At 72.7% G+C, this 23,182-nt stretch carries 10 protein-coding genes; 9 read left to right on the top strand and 1 reads right to left on the bottom strand.

Going from position 1 to position 23,182, the window contains the following annotated elements; translation table 11 throughout:
- The first annotated feature begins 183 nt into the window (after positions 1–183).
- Complete coding sequence (locus tag ACFYPA_RS11025) at positions 184–837, top strand: DUF4097 family beta strand repeat-containing protein (protein ID WP_359085913.1); 654 nt, start codon at positions 184–186, stop codon at positions 835–837.
- A gap of 66 nt (positions 838–903) precedes the next feature.
- On the opposite strand, the gene sbnB is transcribed toward ACFYPA_RS11025, so the two are convergent.
- Entirely contained in the window at positions 904–1,902 is a 999-nt protein-coding gene (gene sbnB, locus ACFYPA_RS11020; RefSeq protein WP_389131188.1) for a 2,3-diaminopropionate biosynthesis protein SbnB, read from the bottom strand.
- 137 nt (positions 1,903–2,039) lie between these two features.
- On the opposite strand from sbnB, the gene sbnA reads away from it, so the two are divergent.
- From sbnA to ACFYPA_RS10980, 8 genes are read left to right on the top strand one after another with little or no spacing between them, the layout of a single operon-like run.
- A complete protein-coding gene (gene sbnA / locus ACFYPA_RS11015; protein ID WP_389131186.1) occupies positions 2,040–3,074 on the top strand; it encodes a 2,3-diaminopropionate biosynthesis protein SbnA in 1,035 nt (344 codons plus the stop codon).
- 40 nt (positions 3,075–3,114) lie between these two features.
- Positions 3,115–3,954: a 4'-phosphopantetheinyl transferase family protein gene (locus ACFYPA_RS11010; RefSeq protein WP_389131185.1), complete on the top strand. Its 840-nt coding sequence runs from the start codon at positions 3,115–3,117 to the stop codon at positions 3,952–3,954.
- Entirely contained in the window at positions 3,909–4,865 is a 957-nt protein-coding gene (locus tag ACFYPA_RS11005) for an ornithine carbamoyltransferase (RefSeq protein WP_359085909.1), read from the top strand. The genes ACFYPA_RS11010 and ACFYPA_RS11005 overlap by 46 nt, the downstream gene beginning before the upstream one ends.
- The gene (locus tag ACFYPA_RS11000) at positions 4,862–6,175 is read left to right on the top strand and encodes an MFS transporter (protein WP_389131182.1); all 1,314 of its coding nucleotides are present in this window, start codon (positions 4,862–4,864) and stop codon (positions 6,173–6,175) included. The genes ACFYPA_RS11005 and ACFYPA_RS11000 overlap by 4 nt, the downstream gene beginning before the upstream one ends.
- Before the next feature lie 58 nt (positions 6,176–6,233).
- The gene (locus ACFYPA_RS10995; RefSeq protein WP_359085907.1) at positions 6,234–7,175 is read left to right on the top strand and encodes a TauD/TfdA family dioxygenase; all 942 of its coding nucleotides are present in this window, start codon (positions 6,234–6,236) and stop codon (positions 7,173–7,175) included.
- Positions 7,176–7,198: 23 nt separating this feature from the next.
- Positions 7,199–7,444, top strand: a complete 246-nt coding sequence (locus ACFYPA_RS10990; protein ID WP_389131709.1) for an MbtH family protein — start codon at positions 7,199–7,201, stop codon at positions 7,442–7,444.
- A 46-nt stretch (positions 7,445–7,490) separates the two neighbouring features.
- On the top strand, positions 7,491–12,533 hold the full coding sequence (locus ACFYPA_RS10985; protein WP_389131179.1) for an amino acid adenylation domain-containing protein: 5,043 nt from the start codon (positions 7,491–7,493) through the stop codon (positions 12,531–12,533).
- A complete protein-coding gene (locus ACFYPA_RS10980; protein ID WP_389131176.1) occupies positions 12,530–23,158 on the top strand; it encodes an amino acid adenylation domain-containing protein in 10,629 nt (3,542 codons plus the stop codon). Before ACFYPA_RS10985 ends, ACFYPA_RS10980 begins: the two co-directional genes overlap by 4 nt.
- Positions 23,159–23,182: the final 24 nt, after the last annotated feature.

Below are 23,182 nucleotides of genomic sequence, written 5' to 3'. Positions count from 1 at the left end.
ACGAGTCACCTCAGGCCCGCCTCCGGCGGGGCCTTTGCACAGGTCGCAGCACGGTGGAGCGGCCGGCGTGGCGAACGCGTACATGCCCGCCCCCGCGGCGGCAGGGCTACGGATGTAGGGGCGTCATAGATGTGCGGGGGAACGTGGCGGTACTGGCCCGGTAACCGTTCCAAGGGAGATTCGATGAAGCGCCCGCTCCGCACGAAGACCGCGGTGTACGTCATGGCCGCAGTGCTGTCCGGGGGCCTCGCCTCCGGCTGCACGGGCAAGACCAGCGAGGAGTCCACCTCGTACACCGTCGACGACCACGTCACCTCGCTCCGGGTCTCGACCTCGGGCGGCCGCATCGCGGTGGTGATCGGCGGGGGCTCCTCGATCAGGGTGACCGAGGAGATCCGGTACGACGACGAGAAGCCGGCGACCAAGCACTCCACGCGGGGCGGCGAGCTGGCGCTGAGCGCGCCCTCCGACTGCGGGGGCGGCTTCGGTGGCGGGACCTGCGAGGTGAACTACCGCGTGGAGGTGCCCAAGGCGCTCGCCGCCCGGCTGGAGAGCGACGGCGGGGACATCGAGGTGGACCGGGCCGTGGCCGGCCGGCTCACCGCGCGCTCCGACGGGGGCAGCGTGAAGGTCGGCTTCGCCGAGGCGCCCGAGGCGGTGGATGTCGCCAGTTCCGGCGGCAACGTCACCATCCGGGTACCGGACAGCGCGTACACGGTGGACGCCGCGACGGACGGCGGCAGCCAGCAGGTGAAGGTGCGGACCGACCCCGGCTCCGCCCACCGCATCCGCGCCCGGTCGGACGGGGGCGGCATCTCCGTACTGCCGAACAGCTGACCGGGGTGGGGGCGGACCCACGGTGGGTGTGCGGGCCCCCCGTGGGCCCGCATACCCACGGTGGGGTCAGGCCTCCAGGAAGTCGTCCACCCGGACTCCGAGTCCCTGCTGTCCGGCCTGCTCCCGTACGAACTCGGCGAGGGCGATGTCGAGCACGCCGAGACCGAACGGGGAGTACACCACGTGCTGCCCCGCGCGACGGCTCAGCGCTGCCTCGCCCCGCAGCAGGGCGCCGATCGGCGCGGCGACGAACTCGCGGTCGCCGGTGCGCTGTTCGGCCAGGTGCAGGGACGTGCGCTCACGGCAGACGTGGTCGGCGTCGTCCACGACGTTCACCGCGTCCAGGATCGCCTCCACCGTCAGGTCACGGAGCGAGATGTGCAGGACGGTGGTGCCGGGCGCGCAGGCGGCGAGGTCCAGGTGCGGCTCGGCCGCCGTGGTGGCGAGTGAGACGAGCGGATGGGTGGCCAGCGCGTCGGCCAGGTCGGTCACCGGGTAGGCCTTCACGCCCGGCACCTGCTCGGCGCAGGTGAGGGCGAAGGCCTCGGCGCGCGCCGGATCGGTGTCGTACAGCGCCGCCTCGCCCAGGCCGGGCAGCGCGGCGGCCAGGAAGCGCAGGATCTCCAGGTTGATCACACCGCAGCCGATCAGGACGACTCCGGCCGGCGGGTCCTGCTCGGTGAGCACCCGGGCGGCCAGCGCGGCACTGGCCGCGGTGCGCTTGGCGGAGATGACGGAGCCTTCGATGAAGGCCGAAGGCTGTCCGTTCTCCAGCGAGTTGAGGGTGATGCTCGCGCTCGCCCGCTCCAGGCCCGCCGCGACGTTGCCCGGGAAGGAGGCGATCCACTTCATCCCGGCCACCGGCGAGTCGCCGCCCCGGTAGGCCGGCAGGCCGATGATCCGGTCCCGCTGGTGCTGCTCCTCCGGGAAGCGCAGGAACGTCGAGTGCGGCACCGCCGTGCTGCCCTCGTCGTGCAGTCGGTACGCCTCGGCAACGAGATCGATGATCTCCAGCTCCCGGCCCGCCAGGGTCTTCGATACGTCGGCTCGCCGAACGATCAGCATCCCGGTTCCTTCCGATAGTCGAGTTCTGTGGCGACCCTGCGGAGTCCCCCTATAGCGCTTCTCTAATAGAACGCGCATAGAACAGTTCATCACCGTGGGGGCCGGGAAAATCGATAGAGACAGCGAAGGGCAGCCGCATGAGCCGTCCCGTACTCAATGGGATTCTTGACACCATCGGGGACACCCCGCTGGTGGAACTGACCAATGTGTTCCCGGGCTTCGGTTCCCGGGTCTTCGCGAAGATGGAGAGGTTCAATCCAGGCGGAAGCATCAAGGACCGGTCCGCTCTCAACATGCTGCTGACGCGCATACGCCAGGGCGAACTGGTCCCCGGGCGCTCGGTGGTCGTCGAGTCGAGTTCCGGGAACCTGGCCATCGGAATAGCGCAGATATGCAAGTACTTCGGAATCGACTTCATCTGTGTCGTCGACGCGAAGACCACGACACAGAACCTGGCACTGCTGTCCGCGTACGGCGCACGCGTCGAGGTCGTCCGGACCCCGGACCCGGTCACCGGGGAGTACCTCGGCGCCCGGCTCGACCTGGTCAGGGAGCTGGTGGCCACGGTCCCGGGCGCTTACTGGCCCAACCAGTACGCCAACCCGCTCAACCCGCAGGCGCACCACCAGACCATGCGCGAGATCGCGGAGGCGCTCAACGGCGAGGTGGACTACCTCTTCTCGCCCGTGAGCACGTTCGGAACCCTCCTCGGCTGCGCCCAGTACATCGATCAGCACGCCCTTCCCACGACGGTGATCGCCGTGGACGCGGTCGGCAGCGCCATCTTCGGACAGCCGCACGCCCGGCGTCTCATTCCCGGGCACGGCGCCTCGGTACGGCCGGCCCTGGTCGACCCGTCCGCGGCCGACGAAGTGGTCCACGTCAGCGACCTCGACTGCCTCGTCGCCTGCCGGCGCATGGTGAACCGGGAGGGAATTCTCGTCGGCGGTTCCTCCGGGGCCGCAGCCGCCGCACTGGAGAAATTCCGTACCCGGATTCCCGACGGGTCGAATTGCGTCCTCGTGTTTCCGGACGGCGGCGACCGTTACCTCGACACCATCTATTCCGATTCCTGGGTCGCGACGAATTTCGGAGAGGTTTCCCATCTCTGGAAGCGCTCCCTGACGACGACCCCGGACCCGAGGCTGACCGCGGCCGCCGCGGGCGCCTGACCCGGTCCGGACGGCACCGACCAGAAAGGGGGTAACGCCCATGAGCGCCGAGGACTTCTCGGATGTCTTCGACGCCGGTGTGACGCACGTGTGGTGGGGGACGGTCACCGAGCCGGTCGGCCCGGATGGCGCCCTCGTGCTGTCCGCGGAGGAACGCACCGCGGCACGCACGATGACCACGGAGGCGGGCGCGTACTACTCGGGCGCCCACCTCGCGGTCCGCCGCATCCTCGCCGGCTACCTCGGGACCGGCCCGGCCGCCCTCCACTTCGGGCGGCTCCGCTGCCCGGAGTGCGCGGACCCCGGTCACGGCGCCCCGTGCATCGTGCGGCCGTCCACCGAACTGAGCTTCAGCCTGTCCCGCTCGGGACCGCACTGGCTGCTCGGCGTCACGGGCGGCGGCCGTCGGATCGGCGTCGACCTGGAACAGGTGCTGGGGTTCGACACGGCGTCGGTGGCGCCGTCCGTGCTGTCCGACCGCGAGCTCGCGCACCTGCGGGAGGAGGACGGGCCGGCGGCGCAGCTGGCCGTCTTCCTCCGCTACTGGACCCGCAAGGAGGCGGTGCTCAAGGCGAGCGGTGTCGGTCTCATGACCGATGTGCGGGCCGTGGACGTGCACGCGCCGCCGGGCAGCGGTCCGCTCCTCGTCCATCACGCGGCCGCCACCGGCCCCGCGGCCTGGGTGGTCGAGGACCTGGCGGTCGGACCCGGCCGGTACGCGGCCGTGGCCCGGGAGGCCTCGGCCGCCGGGCCGGTCCGGCTGATCGGCAGACAACCCCCGGCCGGACATGGCCGTCCGGAACCCCCGGAACCCCTCCAGACTAGGAGTACAACGTGGCCAGCACAGCCGCACGCCACCTCATCTCACTCGATGACCTGACCGATGGTCAGCTGCGATCCGTCGCCGCCCGCGGGGCGGAGTTCTCCTCCGGCCGGGCCGGGCGGGTCCGTCCGCTGGACGGTGCGGTCGCCGGGATCTACTTCCGGAAGACCTCCACCCGCACCCGTACGGCGTTCTCCTCGGGTGCGCTGCGGCTCGGTGCGCAGATCGTCACGTTCAACGGCGGTGATCTGCAGACGAACACCGGAGAGACCAGCGCGGACACCGGGCTGGTGTTCTCCCGGATGCTCGACGTGCTGGTCGCCAGGACGTCCGGGGACCCGGCCGAACTCCGCGCCTGGGCCGCCCAGTCGCGGATGTCGGTCGTCAACGCCATGAGCGCCGACGAGCATCCCACCCAGGGGCTCACCGATCTCACCACCCTGCTGGGGCACTTCGGGCGCATCGACGGGCTGCGGGTGCTGTACGTCGGCGAGGGCAACAACACCGCGGCGGCGCTGGCCCTCGGTCTGACCCGGTTCCCGGGCACCGAACTGGAGCTGCGCACCCCGCGCGGCTACGGGCTCGCCGGCGACGTGCTGGCCCGCGCGCTGGCGCACGCCGATGCCCACGGATCCCGGATCACCGAGCGGCACGACATGGCCGGCCTCCCGGCCGGGGCGGACGTCATCTACACCACGCGCTGGCAGACCACCGGCACCAGCAAGCCCGATCCCGCATGGCGGGAGCGGTTCGCACCGTTCCAGGTCAACGAGGCTCTGTGGGAGGGCAGTCCGGAGGCCGTCTTCATGCATGACCTGCCCGCCCATCGCGGCGAGGAGGTGACGGCCGAGGTGCTGGACGGAAAGCGGAGCATCGCCTTCGACCAGGCCGAGAACAAGATGCACAGCGCGATGGCGGTCCTGGAGTGGTGCCGGGCCGGCACGGGGGACGACGGGGAGGAGGGGTGAGCCTGCTCGACAAACCCGTCCAGGAGCCCCAGCCGGCGCCCCCGCCGCTGCGCCGCAACCGGGACTTCCTCCTGCTGTGGACCGGCGCGGGCCTCTCGCTGCTGGGTCTGCGGGCCAGTGTGGCCGCGTATCCGATGCTCATGATCTTCTACGAGGGCAGTGCGGCCGGTGCCGGCATGGTGGCGTTCGCCGCCCTGCTCCCGCAGTTGGTGGTGCAGCTGCCCGCCGGGGCCATGATCGACCGGTGGGACCGGCGCCGGCTGCTGATCGTCTGTGACCTCGCCGGGCTGCTCGCGATGGCGGCCGTGGCCGGCTCGCTGGCCGCCGGGCGGCTGTGGCTGCCGCTGGTGATGACGGCGGCCTTCGTCGACGGAACGGCGGGGCTGTTCTACCGGCTGGCCGAACGGGCGGCCGTCAGCCATGTCGTCCACCCCGCGCACCTCTCCTCGGCCCTCGGCCAGAACGAGGCGCGCGGACAGGCGGCCGGGCTGCTCGGTCAGCCGGCGGGCGCCGGGCTGTTCACGTTCGGGCGGTGGACGCCGTTCGCCTTCGCCGCCGTGACCCACGTGGTCGCGCTCTGGACCCTGCTGCTGATCCGCAAGCCGCTCCAGGGTGAACGGGCCGCCCCGGCGGGCTCGTTGCGTGCCGAGATGGCCGAGGGCATCGGGTGGGTGTGGCGGCAGCGCTTCATGCGGGCCGCCGTCGGACTGATCGCCGGAAGCAACCTGATCTTCCAGGTGCTGCCCCTGACCCTCGCGCTCATCGTCAAGGAGAACGGCGGCTCCGCGATGACGTTCGGCCTCATCGGCCTGGTCGCGGGACTCGGCGGAGTGGCGGGCGCGCTGGCCGGGTCCCGGGCGGCGGGACGGGCCCGGCCCTCCGTCGTGCTGGCCGGCTCCCTGAGCGTGTGGGCCGCCCTGATGGCGCCGGTCGCCTTCACCACCGATCCGTACGTGCTGGGGGCGCTGCTCGCCGGGATGAGCTTCGCCGGGGCACTGATGAACGTGGTCGCGGGTGTGCACCAGGTGCGGATCACGCCCGAGCCCATGCAGGGCCGGGTGACCAGCGTCTTCGCGCTGCTCGGCTCCGGCATGGCGTCGGCCGGGGCGCTGGCCGGCGGGGTGCTGCTCACCGCGTTCGGCACGGACAGCGCGGCCCTCGGTGCCGCCGCGGCGATGGGGCTCCTGGCCCTGGTCGCGGTGGTGGCCCCGGCGCTGCGGGACCCGGCCGGACTGCCGGTCCGTTCGCCGCGCAGCGAGGAAGCCGGCGAGGAAGTCCCGGCCCGTATGGCGCGTAGCGAAGAAATATAGGCCCGCCTCAGAGGGTGGGTCCCGAGGGGCGAGTCCCCTGTCGAGAAGGAGAGCACGCATGGAGAACAACGTCTCCTGGAGCCCCGCGGAGATCACCCCGGCCGATACCGGCACGGAGCCGACCGCGCGGGGCCTGGCCGGTCACCTGAACTCCCTGCCGGACCTCGGCGGGCTGCTGGCCCGCGAGAAGGCCCTGGTCTTCAGGGGGTTCGGGGTCGGCCGGGCGGAGCTGGACGAGGTGATGGACCTGCTGCTGCCGAACCGGCTCGCGTACGTCCACGGCAACTCGCCGCGCACCAAGGTCGGTTCCAATGTGTACACCTCGACCGAGTACCCGGCCGAGTTCAGCATCTCGATGCACAACGAGATGAGCTACGCCCATCAGTGGCCGGCCCGGCTGCTGTTCTTCTGCGAGACCGCGCCGCTGACCGGTGGTGCCACTCCCGTGATCGACGGCACCCGCTGGCTCGGATGCCTCGACCCCGAGGTGCGCGACGCCTTCGCCGGTGGAGTCCGCTACAGCCAGAACCTGCATGGCGGGATGGGGCTCGGCAAGAGCTGGCAGGCGACGTTCGAGACCGAGGACCGCGACCGGGTCGAGGCGTTCCTGAGCGAATCGGGCGCCGACTGGAAGTGGCTGCCCGACGGCTCGCTGCGCGTCAGCCAGCTGCGGCCCGCCGTCATCCGGCATCCGGTCACCGGTGACGAGGTCTGGTTCAACCAGGCCGACCAGTGGCACCCCGCATCGCTCGGCGACGACACGGCCGCGGCCCTGGCCGCGATCATGCCGGCCGAGCAGCTCCCGCAGTCCGTCAGCTTCGCCGACGGCTCCCCCATCCCCGACGCGTACGCGATCCAGGTCCGCGACCGGGGCCTCGAGAACGCCGTGGACGTCGACTGGCACACCGGTGACCTGCTGCTCATCGACAACGTGCTGGTGGGCCACGGCCGCCGTCCGTTCACCGGCCCGCGACGGGTCCTCGTCGCGATGTCCGACTGATCACCTCACACATCCAGTCACACATCCAGGAGAGAACCGTGTCCGCTGCGAACACAGAGAACGCCGTGCAGACCGCGCCCGCCTACCGCGTGGTGCTCAACGACGAGGAGCAGTACTCCGTCTGGTGGGCCGACCGCGAGCTGCCCGCCGGCTGGGAGGCCGAGGGCACCGAGGGCAGCCGCGAGGAGTGCCTCGCCCATGTCGGACGGGTCTGGACGGACATGCGCCCGCTGAGCCTGCGCCGGCGCATGGACCCCGTCGCCGGCTGACCCTCGACCTCAACACTGCCGATCACCGACAAGGAGCAACGAAGACATGAATCCCGAGTCGCGTACGGGCGCCTCCCCCAACGAGCCCCTCCTGGCTCATGAACTCGTAGCGAGCCGCGCGGCGGCGACTCCGGATGCTGTCGCCGTCGTCGATGACGCGCAGGAGATCAGCTACGCCGAGCTCGACACCCGCGCCGACCGGCTGGCCCACCAGCTGCGCGGACGGGGTGTCGGGCCGGGGTCCGTCGTGGGCGTCTGCCTGCCCCGCAGCGCGGAACTGGTCAGCACGCTGCTCGCCGTATGGCGGGCGGGCGCGGGCTATCTGCCGCTCGACCCGGCCCAGCCGGCCCTCCGCTCCTCCTGGATGCTCCAGGCCGCCGGGGCCGCCCTCGTCATCACCGATCACGACTCCGCACACGTGGCACAGGGTTCGGGCGCGCAGCCGCTCGTCCTGGCCGAACTGGCGGACGCGGCGGCGGACCTGCCGAGCGGCCCGCCCGTGGCCGACGCCGGTCAGCAGGACGCCGCCTACGTCATCTACACCTCCGGTTCCACCGGGGAGCCCAAGGGCGTGGTCGTCACCCACGCGGGCATCGCCAACCGCATCGCCTGGGCCACCGGGACGCATGGCCTCGGGCCGGCCGACCGGCTGCTGCACAAGACCGCGGTCACCTTCGACGCCCATGTGTGGGAGATCTTCGCGCCCCTCGTCAGCGGAGGCACCGTGGTGCTGGCGCCCGCGGGCGCCGAGCGGGACGCCGCCGCCCTGCTGCGTACCGTCGCCGAGCGACGTGTCACCGTCCTGCAGGTGGTTCCCTCGGTGCTGCGGCTGCTGGCCGACGAGGACGGCTGGCAGGGCTGCGGGTCGCTGCGGCTGCTCTTCTCCGCCGGGGAGCCGCTCCAGGCCGAACTGGCCCAGCGGGTGCTGCGCCGGGCAGCGCGCCGGGAGGGCGACGCCGAGCTGGAGATCTGGAACACCTACGGACCCACCGAGTGCGCGATCGACGTGACCGCCCACCGCTTCGACGCGGCTCAGCTGTCGGGCCCCGTGCCCATCGGCCGGCCCATCGGCGGGATGCGCGCCCTGGTCGTCGACGCGGCCGGCGCGCCGGTCGGGGTCGGCACGCCGGGCGAGCTGTACGCGGGGGGCGTGGGCGTGGCCCGCGGGTACCTCGGCAGCCCCGCGCAGACCGCAGACCGCTTCGTGCCCGACCCGTTCGCCAAGGACGGCTCGCGGCTGTACCGCACCGGTGACAAGGTGCGCTGGCGCAAGGACGGCGTGCTGGAGTACCTGGGTCGCATCGACCACCAGGTGAAGATCAACGGGGTCCGGATCGAGCCGGGTGAGATCGAGAGCGCGCTCAGCGCCCATCCGCGGGTCAGCGGCGCCGTCGTCACCGCGTTCGGCACCGCCCAGGGCGACAAGCGGCTCGCCGGATACGTCACCGCCGACGCCGACGACGTCGTCGCGGGTCTGCGAGCGTTCCTCCAGGAGCGGCTGCCCGACACCCACATACCCGCGGTCTTCATCCGTCTCGACGCCTTCCCGCTGACCGTCAACGGCAAGGCCGACCGCGCCGCGCTGCCCTCCCCCGAGCTTGCCGCCGGCACCGGCCGGCCCGCCTTCCGGGCTCCGTCGACCGAGGCCCAGAAGCTGGTCGCCCAGGCCTGGCAGGAGCTGCTGGGAGCCGACGGGGTCGGCCTCGACGACGACTTCTTCGGCCTCGGCGGAACGTCCCTGCAACTGACGAGACTCGCGAGCCGGCTGCGTACCGCCACCGGCCAGAAGATCCAGCTGCGCGGGCTGTTCACCGCCACGACCGTCGAGGCGCAGGCAGGGCTGGTCACGCCGGACGGCGCGGCGGACGCGGCCGGAGAGCCGGCCGAGGCACCGATGACCGCGGTGCCGCGCGACGGCGGACCGCTGCCGCTCTCCTTCGGCCAGCGCCGGCTGTGGTTCCTGGACCGGATGAACCCGGGGAGCCCCGAGTGGGTCGCCGGCATGTTCCTCAAGGTCCCGGAGGGCACCCACGTCAGCCATGTGCGGCGCGCGCTCAACGCCCTGGTGGAGCGGCACGAGGCGCTGCGGACCCGGTACGCGGTGGTGGACGGCGAGTCCGTCCAGTACATCGCCGAGCCGCACCGGGTCGAACTGCGTCATCTGCACGCCGACCGGGACGAGTTCACGGCCCTCGTCAAGGAGGACTTCAGCCGCGGCTTCGACCTGGAGAACGGCCCGCTGCTGCGCGCCATGCTCGTCCGGCTGCGCCGCGGGGACCACATCGTCACCGTCGCCATGCACCACATCACCACCGACGGCTGGTCGTCGGACATCCTGGAGCGCGAGTTCCACCAGCTCCTGGCGGCCTACCGCGCGGGCGAGCAGACCGCCGTGCTGCCGGTGCGGACGCTCGACTACGCCGACTACGCCGGCTGGCAGCGCGCCCGTCTCACCGACGGGGTGATCGCCAGGGAGCTCGACCACTGGCGCGGGGCCCTGGCCGGTTCCGTCCCGGTGGAACTGCCCACCGACCGGCCGCGCGCGGCCGTGCGCGACGGCCGCGGTTCCGTCGTCCACTTCTCCGTGCCCGCCCCGGTGGTCACGGCCCTCACCGAACTGGGCCGGCAGCACGGCGCGACGCCCTTCACCACCCTGCTGACGGCGTACGCCACGCTGCTCGCCGCCCACAGCGGCCAGTGGGACGTGCCGGTCGGCACCCCGGTCGCGGGGCGTGGCCGGCCCGAGACGGAGAACGTCGTCGGCTTCTTCCTCAACAGCCTGGTGCTGCGCTGCGCGCTGGAGGGGAAACTCACCTTCCGCGAGGCACTGGAGCGGGTCAGGGCGACCGGCCGCGAGGCCTTCGCCCACCAGGACCTGCCGTTCGAACGCCTGGTGGAGGAGCTGGCGCCGGAGCGCGACCTCTCCCGCACCCCGCTCTACCAGGTCGCCTTCGACCTGCACGACGAGTCGTTCAACGGCGCGGTCCAGGAGCAGGAGGACATCGCGACGCTCAAGGAGATGTGGAACGTCGCCCACACCGACCTGACGCTGTACATGCGCCGTCACGAGGACGGCACCCTGTTCGCCAGCTTCGAGTACGCGACCGCGCTCTACGACGAGGCCACGATCGCGGCTCTCGCCGAGCGCTTCCAGCGGCTGCTGGGCTCCTTCGCGGCGGACCCCGGGGTCCGGCTCGACGCGGCCGGCATGCTCTCCGGGGCCGAGTACCGGGAGCTGACCGACGGCTGGGCGAAGGCGCCGGCCGGGCCGGTGACCGCCGCGGTGCACGAGGTGTTCGAGCAGCGGGCCGCGCTCACCCCGGAAGCCGTGGCCGTCGAGGAGGAGGGCCGGCGCGTCTCGTACCGGGAGCTCGACGCACGGGCGAACCGGCTGGCCCACCACCTGGGGTCGCTGGGCGTCGGCCCGGAGAGCCTGGTGGGGGTCCTCCTGGACCGCGGGGCCGAGCTGACGGCCACCCTGCTGGCCGTCTGGAAGGCGGGCGGCGCCTACATCCCGATGGACCCGGCCTGGCCGGCCGAGCGCGTCGCTGGGGTGTGCTCCGATGCCGGGGCGACGGCGGTGGTGACCACCGCCGGGTACGGCGAGCGGTTCGAGGGGTACGACGGCGAGCTGGTGCTCACGGACACGGACGCCGACGAAGCGGCCCTGGCCGCGCTGCCGGTGACGGCCCCCGCCGTCACCGCCGATCCGGACCGGCTGGCCTACGTCATCTACACGTCGGGTTCCACCGGCCGCCCCAAGGGCGTCGCGGTGGAGCACCGCGGTCTCGCCAACCACCTGCGGTGGGCCGTCGACGCACTGGTCTCCCGGGGCACCGGCGGCAGCGCGGTCTTCTCCTCCACCGCCTTCGACCTGACGATGCCCAATGTGTGGGCGCCGTTGCTCGCCGGGCAGCGCGTGGTGATGCTGCCGCAGGACATGGACCTCACCGAGCTCGGTGAGCGGCTCGCCGCCTCGGGGCCGTACAGCTTCCTGAAGCTGACGCCCGGGCATCTCGACATCCTCACCGGGCAGTTGTCCGCCGAGCGGGCGCAAGCGCTGGCCGGGGTGATCGTGGTGGCCGGTGAGGCACTTCCGGGGGCTCTCGCCCGTCACTGGGCGGGGCTGCTCGGCGCCGGCCGGCTCATCAACGAGTACGGGCCGACCGAGGCGTCCGTGGGCACCTGCGTCCACCCCGTGGCCGCCGACGAGCGGGCCGCGGTGGTCCCGATCGGGCGGCCGCTGCCCGGGATGGCGATGTACGTCCTGGACGCGGGGCTGCGGCCCGTGCCGCCCGGCACGGTCGGTGAGCTCTGCGTCGGCGGTACGGGGGTGGCCCGGGGCTACGCGGACCGCCCGGAGGCGACCGCCGAGCGCTTCGTGCCGGACCCGTACGGCCCGGCCGGAGCGCGGCTGTACCGCACCGGGGACCTGGTGCGGTGGCTGCCCGGCGGGGTCGTGGAGTTCCTCGGCCGCGGCGACCACCAGGTCAAGATCCGCGGCTATCGCGTGGAGCCCGGCGAGGCGCAGGCCGTGCTCGCCGGTCACCCCGGCGTGCGGGAGGCGGCCGTCGTCGCCCGCACCGACGAGGCGGGAACGGTCCGACTGGCCGGTTACTACGTGCCGGCCTTCGGCCCGACGGACAGCGGGGAGCTCAGCGCGTACTGCGCCGAGCTGCTCCCCGACTACCTGGTGCCGTCCTCGTTCACCGCGCTGGAGTCCCTCCCCCTGAACGCGAACGGAAAGCTCGACCGGGCGGCCCTGCCGGACCCGCGGGCCGTCGCCGAGGAGAGCGGGCCGGGCGACGCCCCGGAGAGCGCGCTGCAGGAACGTATCTCCGAGATCTGGGCGGAACTGCTCGGCGCCCACGTCGGAGTGCACGACAACTTCTTCCGCTCCGGCGGGAACTCCATCCTCGCCATCCGTCTGATCGCGGCGATGCAGTCCGAGTTCGACATCGCCCTGCCGATCCGGCGGATCTTCGAACACCCCACCGTCGCCGGTCTCGCGGACGCCGTCGAAGCCGACATCCGGGCCGAGATAGAGCAGCTGTCCGACGCCGAACTGCTGGAGGACCAGAGCGCATGACCATTCAGGAAACGACTCCTGTGGACCAGAGAGCCGCGGCTGCCGCCGAACGCCGCGCCGAGCTGCTGCGCAGCCGGCTCGCGGGCCGGCGCTCCGGTGGCCGCCCGAAGTCCGCGTCCCTGTCCCTGCCGCGCGCCGACCGCGACACACCGCTCCCGCTCTCCGCCGGACAGCGCCAGATGTGGTTCCTCAACCGTCTCCAGCCGGACAGCGCCGAGTACCTGGTGCCGATGGTCCTGCGGCTGAGCGGCACCCTGGACCGGGCCGCGCTCGCCGGGGCGTGGCAGACGATGACCGACCGCCACGAGATCCTGCGCACCCGCTACGGGCTGTCGGGCGTCGAGCCGGTCCAGCTGATAGACGCCCCCGCGCCGGTCGCCCTGCCGGTCGTGGACCTGTCCGGTGAGCCGGCCGCCGACCGGGAGCGGCTGGCCGCCGAACTCGTCGAACGCGAGGTCACCACGCCCTTCGACCTCGCCGCCCAATGGCCCGTCCGGGCCCGGCTGGTGAAGCTGGCCGAGGACGAGCACGTCCTGGCCGTGGTCTTCCACCACATCGCGTGCGACGCTTGGTCGATCCGGGTGTTCGCCGGTGAACTGAGCAGTCTCTACGGCGGTACGCCCCTGGCCCCGATGTCCACGCAGTACGCCGACTACGCGTCCTGGCAGCACCAGCAGCTGTCCGGGCCCGCCCTGGAGCGCGGGCTGGCGCACTGGCGGGGACTGCTCTCGGGCGCCCTGCCCACCGAGCTGCCCGCCGACCGGCCGCGGCCCGCGCTCCGGGACACCACCGGCGCCGACGTGCGGTTCACCTTCCCCGCGGAGCTCGCCGCGCGGGTCCACGCGCTGGCCGGAAGCCACCGCACCACCCCTTACGCGGTGCTGCTGACGGCCTTCCAGGTCCTGATCTCCCGCTACACCGGGCAGCCCGACGTCTCCGTGGGCACCGTCGTCTCCGGGCGCACCCGCCCCGAACTCCAGCAGCTCATCGGCTACGGCATCAACACCGTGGTGATGCGCGGGAGCTGGGCGGACGACCCGGGCTTCGGTGAACTGCTCGACCGGACGACGGGCGCGGTGCTCGACGCGTTCGACCACCAGGAGGTGCCGTTCGCGCGGCTGGTGGACGAGCTGCAGCCGGACCGGGACATGTCCCGCACGCCGCTGCACCAGGTCGCCTTCACGATGCACGAGCAGCGCATCGACGCCCTCGCCCTGCCCGGTCTCGCCGTCGAGCAGTACGGGCGGAGCGAGACCGTCGCCAAGTACGACCTGACCCTCCAGATCGAGGAGGGCCCCGACGGCTCGCTGGGCGGGGCGCTCAACTACGCCACGGCCCTCTTCGACCACGCGACCGTGAACCGTATGACGGGCCACCTGCGGCGGCTGCTCGACGAGGTCACCGCACGTCCCGGAGTCCCGGTCTCCCGGCTGCGGATCCTCGACGACGAGGAGTACGCCGCCGTCACCGGCGCACCTGCCGGAACCCGCCCCGCCGCGCCGGCCGAGCGCTGTGTGCATCAGGTCTTCGAGGAGCGGGCCGCCGCGACACCGGACGCCGTCGCCGTCACCGCGGGCGGCCTCTCGCTCACCTACCGGCAGCTCAACGAGCGGGCCAACCAGCTCGCCCACCATCTGCGCGAGCTGGGGGCCGGCCCCGAGCAACTGGTCGGCCTCTGCCTGGAGCGCGGCGCCGAACTCCTTCCCGCCCTGCTCGGCATCCTCAAGTCCGGTGCCGGCTACCTGCCGCTGGACCCGGCCAACCCGGCCGAGCGGCTCGGTTACGTCCTCGAGGACGCGGGCGCCCGGATCGTCGTCGCCACCTCCACGACCGCCGCCGCCCTGAAGGACGTGCACGACGGCGGGCTCGTCGTCCTGGACCGCGACGCGGAACGCATATCGGCCCGCCCCCTCACGGACCCCGAGCCCCTCGCGGGCCCGGACTCCACCGTGTACGTCATCTACACCTCCGGCTCCACCGGCCGGCCCAAGGGTGTGGTGCTGGAGCACGGCAACGTGACGCGTCTGCTGTCCACGGCCCATGAGCACTACGACTTCACCGCCGAAGACGTCTGGACGATGTTCCACTCGTACGCCTTCGACGTCTCCGTCTTCGAGATGTGGGGCGCGCTGCTCCACGGCGGCAGGCTGGTGGTCGTGGACCAGGACACCGCCCGGTCGCCGTCCGACTTCCTGGACCTCCTGGTCTCGGAGCGGGTGACGGTCCTCTCCCAGACCCCGACCGCCTTCCGCTCGCTGGTGACGGCGGCCGGCTCGGGCGATCCGAGGATCGACGAACTCGCCCTGCGCGCGGTCGTCTTCGCCGGCGAGAAGCTCGAAGTACCCGAACTGCGCCCCTGGACGGACCGGGTCGGTCCCGACGGGCCCGCTCTCGTCAACATGTACGGCATCACCGAGACGACCGTGCACACCACCTACTACCGGATCGGGGAGAAGGACTTTGATCCGCTCTCGGGCAATCGGGTGGGCCATCCGCTCAGCGATCTATCGGTGTACCTGCTGGACGCCTCGGGAAACCCGGCGCCCATCGGCGTCCCGGGTGAGATACACGTCGGCGGTCCGGGAGTCGCGCGCGGCTACCTGGGCCGGCCGGAGCTGACGGCCGAACGCTTCGTGCCCGACCCCTTCGGACCGCCCGGCGCGCGGCTCTACCGCAGCGGCGACGCGGCCCGGCGGCTGGCGGACGGCAGCCTGGAGTTCGTCGGCCGGATCGACGGGCAGGTCAAGATACGTGGCTACCGCGTGGAACCGGGCGAGATCGCCCACGCGCTGCTGGAGCACCCGGGCGTCGGCGAGGCCGTCGTCCGGGTCCGCGAGGACAGTCCGGGCGAGAAGCAGCTCGTCGGTTACCTCGTCGCACAGGGCCCGGGCGGGCTGCCGGAGGCCGGTGCGCTGCGGGCCCTGCTGCGCCGCACCCTGCCCGAGTACATGCTGCCCGCCGCGTTCGTGGCGCTCGACCGCATCCCGCTGACCGTCAACGGCAAGCTCGACCACCGGGCGCTGCCCGCCCCGGACCAGCAGACGCTGCGCGGCACGGCCGCGTACACCGCCCCTCGTACGCCCGTGGAGGAGCGTGTCGCCGCGGTCTGGGCCGACGTCATCGGCGTGGACCGGGTGGGGGTGGAGGACTCCTTCTTCGACCTCGGCGGCGACTCGATCCGGGCGATCGCCCTGGTCGGCGCGTTGCGCGCGGCGGGCTACGACGTGGCGGTCCGCGACGTCTTCGACTTCCGTACGGTCGCCCTGCTCTGCGAGTCCCTCACCGGCCGCCCGGCCCTGGCCGCAGGCAACGAGACCGTCCAGCCGTTCGCGCTGATCACCCCGGAGGACCGGGCGGCCCTGCCGGCCGGTGTCACGGACGCGTACCCGCTGTCGCAGATGCAGCTCGGCATGGTCGTCGAGATGCTCGCCGACACCACCCGCAACCTCTACCACAACGTCTCGACGTTCAGAATCCGCGACGACCGCCCCTTCGACGCCGAGGCGTTCGCCGAGGCCGGGCGGATCGTCACCGCGCGCCACGAGGTGCTGCGCACGTCGATCGACCCGACCGGCTACACGCAGCCCATGCAGCTCGTGCACGCCGAGGCCGTCATGCCGCTCGGCCACCAGGACCTCCGAGGGCTGGGTCCGGCCGAGGTCGACACCGCGTTGCGTGCCTTCACCGCCGCCGAGCGGGCCGACATCTTCGATCTGTCCGTCCCCTCCCTGATGCGTTTCTTCGCGCACCTGACGGACTCCGACGACGGCTGGTGGATCTCGGTGACCGAGTGCCACCCGATCCTGGAGGGCTGGGGGCACCACTCCCTGCTGATGGAACTGGTGGAGTGCTATCAGGCGGTGCGCGACGGCCGGGAACCGGAGCCCTACGACGCTCCGGCCGTCCGCTTCGCCGACTTCATCGCCGGTGAGGTGCGCGCCCTGGACTCCGAGGAGGACCGCGGCTACTGGCGGTCGGTCGTCGAGGAGCACGCCGCGCTGCGACTCCCGCAGGGATGGGGCGACAGCCCCGAGCTGCCCCGGGAGACCGTCCAGGCGGGCATCGTCTGGACCGACCTGGAGGACGGGCTGCGGGCCCTGGCCAGGCGCGCCAGGACGTCGATGAAGAGCGTCATGGTGGCGGCCCACCTGACGGTGATGAGCCGGCTCACCGGTGAGTCCGCCTTCCACACCGGGCTGGTGTGCGACGCCCGGCCCGAACTGGCGGGCGCCGACCGGGTGCTCGGCATGTACCTCAACACGCTGCCGTTCGCCCACGACCGCTCCGCGCGTACCTGGTCGGAGCTGGTGCGTCAGGTCTTCGCCCGTGAGGTCGAGCTGTGGTCCCACCGCCGCTACCCGATGGCCGCGATCCAGCGCGAGTGGGGCGGCACGCGCCGGCTGCTCGACGTGTACTTCAACTACCAGGACTTCCGGCAGGTCGACGCCGGTCTGGTGGACCACGAGGGCGGGATCGACGACAGCCCGTCGGAGTTCCCGCTGACCGTCTCCTCGCGGGTCGGCCACATCATCGTGACCGCCGACTCGCACGCCGTGAACCGGGCCAACGCCGACCGCCTGGTGGCGATGTACCGCACCGTGCTGGAGGGCATGGCCGCCGACCCGGACGGGGACGCCACCGGTGACCTGCTCGCCGACGACGAGCGTGCCCGGCTGCTGACGGACTGGAACGCCACCTCGGTGGAGCGTGCCGCGACCCCCGTGCAGGCCCTCTTCGAGGCGCGAGCGGCCGCCACCCCGGACGCGGTCGCCCTCGTCCACGACGGCGGCCGGTTCACGTACGCCTGGCTGAAGGAGCGCTCCGACCGGTACGCGGCCCGGCTGCACACGCTCGGCGCGGGCCCCGAGTCGGTCGTCGGACTGTTGCTCGACCGTACGCCGGAGCTGGTCGCCGCGATGCTCGGCGCCTGGGGAACCGGCGCCTCGTACGTGCCGCTCGACCCGGCCTTCCCGGCCGACCGCGTCGGCTACGTCCTGTCCGACGCGGGCGCGGACGTGGTGGTGACCGACTCCGCCCTGGCCGGCTCGCTGGACGGGGTGTACGAGGGCGAGCTCCTGGTCCACGACCTGCCGTGGCCCGCCGCGGAGTCCCAGAAGCCGGTCGCGGCCCGCTCCGGCAACCTCGCGTACACGATCTACACCTCGGGCTCGACCGGCCGTCCCAAGGGTGTCGGGATCGGGCACGCGGCGCTGGCCAACCTGCTGCTCGCCCTGGCCCCGGAGCTCGGCTCCGGCGAGACCTCCACCTGGCTCTCCCTCACCTCCGTCTCCTTCGACATCTCCGGCCTGGAACTCTTCCTGCCGCTGGTCACCGGCGGCCGGCTGGTGCTGACCGACAGCCTGCGGACCAAGGACGGGGCGGCGGTGTCCCGGCTCGTGGAGGACCACGGCATCACACACGTCCAGGCCACGCCGTCCGGCTGGAACCTGCTGCTCCGCTCCGGCTTCGGCGCGGCGCCCGTCACCGCGCTCACGGGCGGCGAGGCGCTGCCCGCCGAGCTGGCCGGTGAGCTGCGCTCCCGGGTCGGCCGTCTGGTGAACGTCTACGGGCCGACCGAGACGACCATCTGGTCCACGAGCTGGGAGGTCCCCGAGGAGCCCGGCCAGGTCTCGATCGGCCGGCCGATCGCCAACAACACGGTCTACGTCCTGGACGAGCTGATGCGCCCCGTCCCGGTCTCGGTCCCCGGCGAGCTCTACATCGGGGGCACCGGGCTGGCCCGCGGCTACCGCAACCTGCCGGAGCGCACCGCCGCCTCCTTCGTCCCCGACCCCTTCTCCGCGGTGCCGGGAGCCAGGCTCTACCGCACCGGCGACATCGTCCGGTTCCGCCCCGACGGCACCCTGCTGTACACCGGGCGGGCCGACAACCAGGTCAAGATCCGCGGAGTGCGGATCGAACCGGGCGAGATCGAGTCGGTCCTGAGCGGGCTCCCCGCGGTCGCCCACACCGCCGTGACCGTCCGCGAGGACACACCGGGCGACAAGCGGCTCGTCGCGTACGTCGTGCCGGCCGCCGGCCAGACCGTGGAGCCGGGCGAACTGCGCAGGCAGCTGGCCTCGTCGCTCCCCGAGGCGCTCCTGCCCTCTGCGTTCGTCCTGCTGGACGAACTCCCGCTGAACGCGGCGGGCAAGATCGACCGGCGCTCCCTGCCCGCACCCGCGCAGGACGCCCTGGCCTCGGCCGCCTACGTGGCGCCCGGCACTCCGGACGAGGAGCGCCTCTCCGCGCTCTGGGCCCAGGTGCTGGGCGTGGACCGGGCGGGGGTCGAGGACTCCTTCTTCGACCTCGGCGGGGACTCGCTGCGCGCCATCAACCTGGTCGGCACCCTGCGCGCCGCCGGGTACGACGTCGCCGTCCGGGACGTCTTCGCGCACCGTACGGTCGCCGGTCTGGCGCGTGCGGTCGAGGGACGCCCCGTGCTGAGCGAGTCGATCACCGGCGTGGCGCCGTTCGCCCTGCTCGACGCCGACGACCGGGAACTGCTGCCGGCCGGGCTCCTGGACGCCTACCCGGCCTCACAGCTCCAGCTCGGCATGCTGGTCGAGATGCTCGCGGACACCGGTGGCAGCACGTACCACCAGTGCGTCTCCACCCGGGTCCGCGACGACCACCCGTTCTCCCCGTCCGCCCTGCGCGCGGCCGTCGCCCGGGTCACGGCCCGCCACGACGTGCTGCGGACCTCCTTCGACCTGGTCGGGCACTCGGTGCCCATGCAGTTGGTGCACGAGAGCGTCGACGTCCCGGTGCGCGTGCACGACCTGCGCGGTCTGGACGCGGCGGCGCAGGAGCGCACGATGGCCGAGTTCCTCGCGGCCGAGCGGGCCGACCCCTTCGATCCGGCCGCGGCGCCCCTGCTGCGGGTGGCGGTCCACCTGGAGAGCGATGCCGCCTGGCGGGTCACCTTCAGCCAGCCGCACGCCATCACCCAGGGCTGGGGGCAGTTCGCGCTGCTCACCGAACTGGTCGACTGCTACCGCGAGATCCTGGACGGTACCGGGGACGCGGAGCCGTACCAGGCGCCGCCGGTGCGGTACGCCGACTTCGTGGCGGGAGAACTGGAATCCCTGGGAGCCGGCACGGACCGTGCGTACTGGCGGGGCGTCACCGGTGCGTACGCTCCGCTGGAACTGCCCGCCGGATGGGGGGAGGCGGGTGAGCGCCGCACCCATGTGGTGCCGGTCGTCCTCACCGATCTGGAGGAGCGGCTGCGGGCGTTCGCCTCGCGCAGCCGGGTCTCGCTGAAGAGCGTGCTGCTCGCGGCGCATCTGAAGGTGATGAGCCTGCTCACCCGGGAGGAGACCTTCCACACCGGCCTGGTCGCCGACGCGCGTCCCGAGGTGCTGGGCGCCGACCGGGTGCTGGGCATGTACCTCAACACGCTGCCGTTCGCGTACGACCGTTCGGCGGGCAGCTGGCACGAGCTGGTCCAGCAGGTCTTCGACCGCGAGGTCGCGCTGTGGCCGCACCGCCGCTATCCGATGTCCGCGATCCAGCGGGACGCGCCCGGTGCCCGCCGGCAGATGGACGTGCTGTTCAACTACCACGACCTGAGGATCTTCAACAGCGACCGGATCGACGCCGGTTCGAGCATCGGGCAGACCACCACCGAGTTCGCGCTGAGCGTCGCCACCGGCGGCGAGGGCCTCAATCTCACGGCCGACTCGCGGGTGCTGAGCCGGGCGAACACCGAGCGGCTCGCCGGAATGTACCGGGCGGTGCTCGTCTCCATGGCCGCCTCGCCCGACGGCGACCCGCGGGCGGTCCTCCTCGACGCGGGCGACCTGGAGCGGCTGGACGCCTGGACCGACACCCGGCGCGAGCCGGAGTGGGTGGCGGTCGAGCAGGAGGTGGACCGGTTCGCGGCGACGCACCCGGACCGGGCCGCGATCACGGCGGACGGGGTGGAACTCGACTACGCCGAGGTCGCCGCGCACACCAGCCGGCTCGCCCACCACCTACGGGCGCTCGGCGTCGGCCCCGACACCGTCGTCGCCGTGCACGCACGCCGCTCCCCCGCCACGGTGCTGGCGGTGCTGGCGGTCCTCAAGGCGGGCGGCGCCTACCTGCCGCTCGACCCGGACCATCCGGCCGAGCGCCTGGCGTACATGGTGCGGGACGCGGGCGCGGTCGTCCTCCTGGCCGAACAGACCCTGCCGGGGCTCCCGGTGACCGGGGTGACGACGGTGGCGCTGGACCGGCCCGAGGCGTGGGCCGGCTGCCCGGCCGACGCTCCGGTGCCGCTCGCGGAGCCGGACCACCTGGCGTACGTCATCTACACCTCGGGCTCCACCGGGCTCCCCAAGGGGGTGCACGTCACCCGTCGGGGCATGGCCAACCACCTGCTGGCCAAGGTCGAGGACCTCTCGATGACCGGGGCCGACTCCGTGGTGCAGAACGCGTCGATGGCCTTCGACATCTCGGTCTGGCAGATGCTGTCGGCCTTCGTGGTCGGCGGGCGGGTCCGGGTCGTCGGCCCGGACCACGCGGTCGACCCCGAGGCGCTCTTCGGGCGGACGGCCCGGGAGCGGATCAGCGTCCTGGAGGTCGTGCCGTCCCTCCTGCGGGCGTCGCTGGACGCCTGCGACGCGGGAACGCTGGAGCTGGAGCTGCCGGATCTGCGGTGGATGGTGGTGACGGGTGAGGCGCTGCCGCCGGACCTGTGCCGTCGCTGGTTCGCCCGCTTCCCGTCGATCCCGATGGTCAACGCGTACGGCCCCACCGAGTGTTCGGACGACATCACGCACGCGGTGATCCGTGCCGGCGACCGGGTGGGCGAGGCCCGGGTCACCATCGGGCGGCCGGTACGCAACACCCGGCTGTACGTGCTGGACGCCGACATGGCGCCGGTGCCGGTGGGGGTGCCCGGCGAGCTGTACGCGGGCGGCCTCGGGGTCTCCCGCGGCTACGGCGGCCGGCCCGCCCTCACGGCCGAACGCTTCGTCCCGGACCCGTTCGGTCCGCCCGGCGGGCGGCTCTACCGCACCGGCGACGTGGCCTCCTGGAACGAGGACGGCGGCATCGAGTTCCTCGGCCGGGTCGACCACCAGGTGAAGCTCCACGGGGTACGGATCGAGCTCGGCGAGATCGAGTCGGCGCTGACCGCGCTCGACGCGGTCACGGACGCGGCGGTCGCGGTGAAGCAGGGCCCGCTCGGCCACGAGCACCTCGTCGGCTACGTGGTGACCGCCGACGGGGCGGCGCCCGACTCGGCCGCGCTGCGCGAGGCACTCTCCCGCGCGCTGCCGGAGACGATGATCCCGTCGGCCTACGTCCAGTTGCCCGCCCTGCCGTTGACATCCAACGGCAAGGTGGACCGCAAGGCGCTGCCCGATCCGGACCGGTGGGCCGGCCAGGACGACCGCCCGTACACGGCTCCGCGTACGGCCACCGAGCGGACGATCGCGGCCATCTGGTCGAAGGCGCTCGGCATCGAGCCGATCGGCCGCGAGGACAGCTTCTTCCGGCTGGGCGGCGACTCGATCCTGGTGATCCAGGTGATCGCGGCCGGACGCCGGGCCGGGCTGCCGATCTCTCTGTTCCTGCTCTACCGGCACGAGACGCTCGCCGCACTCGCGGCGGCCGTCGACGCCGAGCGGGTGCCCGAGCCGGCCGCCCGGACCTCGGGCGCCGTCGACGTCGCGGCCGTGCGGGCCGCGCTCGCCGGGAGCGGGGTGCCCGGCGCGAGCCTGGCGGTGATCGAGGGGGGCGAGCTGGTCTCCCTGGAAGGCATCGGAGTCCTGAGCGCCGGCTCCCGCGAGCCCGTCACGCCCGACACCCTGTTCCAGGCGGGCTCCTGGGGCAAGCACGTCACCGCCTTCGCGGTCATGCGACTCGTGGACCGGGGTGTGATCGACCTGGACGCGGACGCGAACGCGTACCTGCGCTCCTGGAGGCTGTCGGACGGCCGGGAACCCGTCACCGTACGGCAGTTGCTGAGCCATCTCGCCGGGCTCGCGGAGACTCCGCGGCGCGGGGTGCGGCGCGGTGACGGGGTGCCGGACCTGCTCGGCCTGCTGCGCGGGAGCGCGGTGCGCGAGACGGCGCCGGGTGAGCGGTTCCACAAGTCCAACGCCCACTACTCCGTGGTGGAGCAGTTGCTGACCGACGTCACGGGGGAGAGCTTCGAGGCGCTGATGCGCCGGCTGGTGCTCGACCCGCTGTCGATGGACGGCACCAGCTTCGACCAGTCCTTCCCCGAGCGGGCGGGGCGCCCGGTGGCCCTGGGTCACGACGAGGAGGGTCACACGCTGGACGGCGGCTGGCTCGTCCATCCGGAGCAGGCCGCGGCCGGGCTGTGGAGCACGGCCGCCGACATGGCGAAGCTCGAACTGGAGGTGCGGCGCAGCCGGCTGGGCCGTCCGCTGGCCCTGCTGACCCAGCACGCCGCACAGCAGCTGCTGACGCCCCACAGCGACAGCTTCTACGGCCTCGGGACCATCGTCGACGCCGGTGAGGCGGAGGTGGAATACGGGCACGGCGGTTCGCCCGGTGGCTATCAGGCCGTCTCCATGGCGCAGCTGCACCGCGGCACCGGCGTGGTCGTGCTGACCAACGGCGAGTTCAACGCCGCCGTCCTCAAGGCGGTGGGAGCCGAGCGTTAGGTCCTGTCCGCAAGGCGTCTTATC

The sequence above is a fragment of the Streptomyces sp. NPDC005775 genome (genome assembly GCF_042871565.1).
In the GTDB taxonomy this organism is placed as follows: Bacteria; Actinomycetota; Actinomycetes; order Streptomycetales; family Streptomycetaceae; genus Streptomyces.
Note: the sequence above shows the minus strand (reverse complement) of the source record. Positions and strands in the feature narration are given on the sequence as shown.

What these genes read in the sequence shown, in the direction of transcription:
- sbnA (WP_389131186.1), top strand. Translation starts at nt 2,040, where the DNA reads ATGAGCCGTCCCGTACTCAATGGGATTCTTGACACCATCGGGGACACC.
- ACFYPA_RS10980 (WP_389131176.1), top strand. Translation starts at nt 12,530, where the DNA reads ATGACCATTCAGGAAACGACTCCTGTGGACCAGAGAGCCGCGGCTGCC.
- ACFYPA_RS11025 (WP_359085913.1), top strand. Translation starts at nt 184, where the DNA reads ATGAAGCGCCCGCTCCGCACGAAGACCGCGGTGTACGTCATGGCCGCA.
- ACFYPA_RS11010 (WP_389131185.1), top strand. Translation starts at nt 3,115, where the DNA reads ATGAGCGCCGAGGACTTCTCGGATGTCTTCGACGCCGGTGTGACGCAC.
- ACFYPA_RS10985 (WP_389131179.1), top strand. Translation starts at nt 7,491, where the DNA reads ATGAATCCCGAGTCGCGTACGGGCGCCTCCCCCAACGAGCCCCTCCTG.
- sbnB (WP_389131188.1), bottom strand. Translation starts at nt 1,902, where the DNA reads ATGCTGATCGTTCGGCGAGCCGACGTATCGAAGACCCTGGCGGGCCGG.
- ACFYPA_RS10995 (WP_359085907.1), top strand. Translation starts at nt 6,234, where the DNA reads ATGGAGAACAACGTCTCCTGGAGCCCCGCGGAGATCACCCCGGCCGAT.